Genomic DNA, 2,569 nt, shown 5'->3' with positions numbered 1-2,569 from the left:
GGGGAAATAACTACGAATGGTTTCAGCATGATGCCTCCTCAGCCGCAGGTGTGGGGGAGAGGACAGCGAACACCTGTTGGAACTTCAGCCCGAATTATATGCCTCTACCGCAAGGGTACGGTGATGGGCGTCACTCGCCCCACGGGCCCCGCTTGCCGCCGTGGGTATCCAGCCATTACGCTAGAGCTATGTATGAGAACTTCACCGTAGCCGATCGCTGGACTGCTGAGCCGCTGGTTTGCAAGTGGACTGCCAACGTGGTCGCCATCGCCACACGCCACGCCGATGCGGTGGATGTCCGCTTCAGCGTAAATGGCCGCACCGTGTGGATCGCGCTGCCCTGCATGGCCTGGGTGGAGCAGAAGCGCCGCACCGGCAACGTGATCACCGACCGCCTGGCCGCGCAGATCGCCGGACACTATCTAAAGCAGAGCATCGAGAACGGCTACGACAACGGCCGTGAGATGTACACCATGACGCTGGATGAGGTCTTCCAGCACATGGATGCGGTGATTGGTGAGGCTGGGCGGACGGATAATCTGCCGAGCTTGCCGGTGATTGCGGACTGAAATAATTCTCAACCTAGAAAACCATATTGAAGTCAGTCGTGATTGTTGTTTGCACCTCTGTTGGGACACCATTTACCAGATAGGGCCTGTAACGCCGCTTACTTGCGGCGCCTGTGGCGGCTAAGGCTAAGTCGGGATTTGCCGGTCTCAACAGGTGAACTGAATGGACGCGCCCGTCGACGCCGATGGTTATTCCCATCACCACTGTTCCCTCAGCATGGGCGATCTTGGCTGCAGTCGGATACATAGGCGTAGTGCTGCTAATCAGGTACTCGGCAGCTACAGCCGGTCCAATCATTACTGGCTTTACCCCGATGTTGACGGCATCAGTCGATGGAACGAACATCTGGGCATTCAGCGTTGAAAGTATGCGAAGATCATCAATTTTGCCATCGACATTTTTCACATTATTGATGGAAATCAAATCTTTGGTCGCGATATATCGCCCTTGAAACGTCCCAACGGTATTGGCAACTGAGACCGTATCTCCATAGATGTAGCCAATACGGAAAATGGGATTATTTAAGTCAAAGCAGTAGGTGGGTAAACTTCCCAATCGTGGTTGCCAGTATCCCTTAGTTGGGAGAGGTGTCGGCATTATGCAATTTAATTCCAAGGTATCGAAACGCTTTTTCTGCATTATTGGCTGCGTTTCACGGACATCTCCTTCTGCTGGCATGGGATGTACCATACTGCGTCGCGCCTGATCCAAGGCAAGGGGTGCCTCGTCCGAGTTGCCGCTGCGAAAGATACCCTGCTCGTTAACTATCTCAACCTGGTTGAACGATGGGCTAGTCCACGTGCGCTTCTGCTGCTTCGGGCTGACCCATATCTCGTCCAGCGACGCCGTCTCCGTGGGCTTACCCTTCTCATCGTAGAGCTGAAAGGTAGCCTTCAACTCCCAAGGTTTCAATCCCTCCACATCTATGTCATTTTGAGTAAGCGCAAGCTGTAGAAGTGCACCTGACGTTTTTGGCGTTGGCGTGGCTGCCGTCGAAGTTGCCTGTGCGCCCAAGTACACGGCGGAAGCGGTCAGCAGGAGGAACAGTAGGAGGTAGCGGCTCATGCGAGCCATCATATCGCAGGATGATTTCGTGGCAAAAAGAAATACGTTGCCGAAGCTGCTGACCTGCGCGATTACGATAACAACCTGCTTGCGTTAGTCGCGGACTAGTTATCGCCAGATCCTAATGTGAACCGCACGGTGATCGTGGTCTCGACTTCAACTGGTTTTCCGTCCACCAGATATGGCTTGTAAACCCAATTCTGTACCGACTTCTCCGCGGCCTCCGTCAGGCTGGGGAAATCCGCCTTCGCAAGCTCAAGCGAGCGAACATGGCCGTCGCGCCCGATGATTGCGGTGAAAGTCACTGCGCCTTCTTCGTGCGCTTGTTTCGCTTTGACAGGGTAAGGGGGGAACCTGTGGTCGAGTCTGCGGTCTGCCGCTTCTTTTTGCGACAGACGCACGGTATCGGCCTGGCTGCTGATCGCTGGCGGGGCTGGCTGCGGCGCACGTGCCGTATTTTGCCGGCAGCCCGCCAGCGCAATAGCTGCTACCAATGCAGTCAGGACAACGGTATAGCTCTTCCAGGTCATCATTCCGCGACTCGCTTTCGCTGAAGAAGAAACGCCCGGCAATCTGAAGATTTACTCGTCGTAGTGCAGCAGGCTGAAGACGTCATACTCCGGGAATTTGGCGCGGCCCTTCAGGAAGTCCAGTTCCACGACAAACGCCAGTCCGGCAATGTGGCCGCCGAGCTGTTGCACCAGCTTCACTGTGGCCTGCATGGTGCCGCCGGTGGCCAGCAGATCGTCCACGATAATGACGCGCTGCCCAGGCTCGATCGCATCCAGGTGAATCTCAACCGCATCGGTGCCGTACTCCAGGTCGTAGCTCACGCGCGCGGTGGGCGCGGGCAGCTTCTTGGGCTTGCGCACGGGCACAAAGCCCGCGTTCAGGCGATAGGCCAGCGCCGGGCCAAAGATGAAGCCACGCGCTT

4 protein-coding genes are annotated in these 2,569 nt (G+C 56.1%); 1 reads left to right on the top strand and 3 read right to left on the bottom strand.

Features of this window, described 5'->3' with window-relative positions; all coding sequences use genetic code 11:
• The first annotated feature begins 188 nt into the window (after positions 1-188).
• Positions 189-569, top strand: a complete 381-nt coding sequence (locus VGC62_RS10205) for a hypothetical protein (RefSeq protein ID WP_331186957.1) — start codon at positions 189-191, stop codon at positions 567-569.
• Positions 570-582: 13 nt separating this feature from the next.
• On the opposite strand, the gene VGC62_RS10200 is transcribed toward VGC62_RS10205, so the two are convergent.
• From VGC62_RS10200 to VGC62_RS10190, 3 genes are all read right to left on the bottom strand, one after another.
• Positions 583-1,635 (bottom strand): energy transducer TonB, encoded by a 1,053-nt coding sequence (locus tag VGC62_RS10200; protein WP_331186956.1) that lies wholly within the window; start codon positions 1,633-1,635, stop codon positions 583-585.
• 104 nt (positions 1,636-1,739) lie between these two features.
• Positions 1,740-2,168, bottom strand: coding sequence for an energy transducer TonB (locus VGC62_RS10195; protein ID WP_331186955.1), 429 nt, complete (start codon positions 2,166-2,168; stop codon positions 1,740-1,742).
• A gap of 48 nt (positions 2,169-2,216) precedes the next feature.
• Positions 2,217-2,569, bottom strand: a 353-nt coding sequence (locus tag VGC62_RS10190) for an adenine phosphoribosyltransferase (RefSeq protein WP_331186954.1), incomplete at its 5' end; no start/stop codon positions are given.

The sequence above is a fragment of the Pseudomonas sp. genome, from assembly GCF_036404235.1.
Classification (GTDB): Bacteria; Pseudomonadota; Gammaproteobacteria; order Pseudomonadales; family Pseudomonadaceae; genus Aquipseudomonas.
This window is presented reverse-complemented; position numbering and strand designations above follow the sequence as displayed.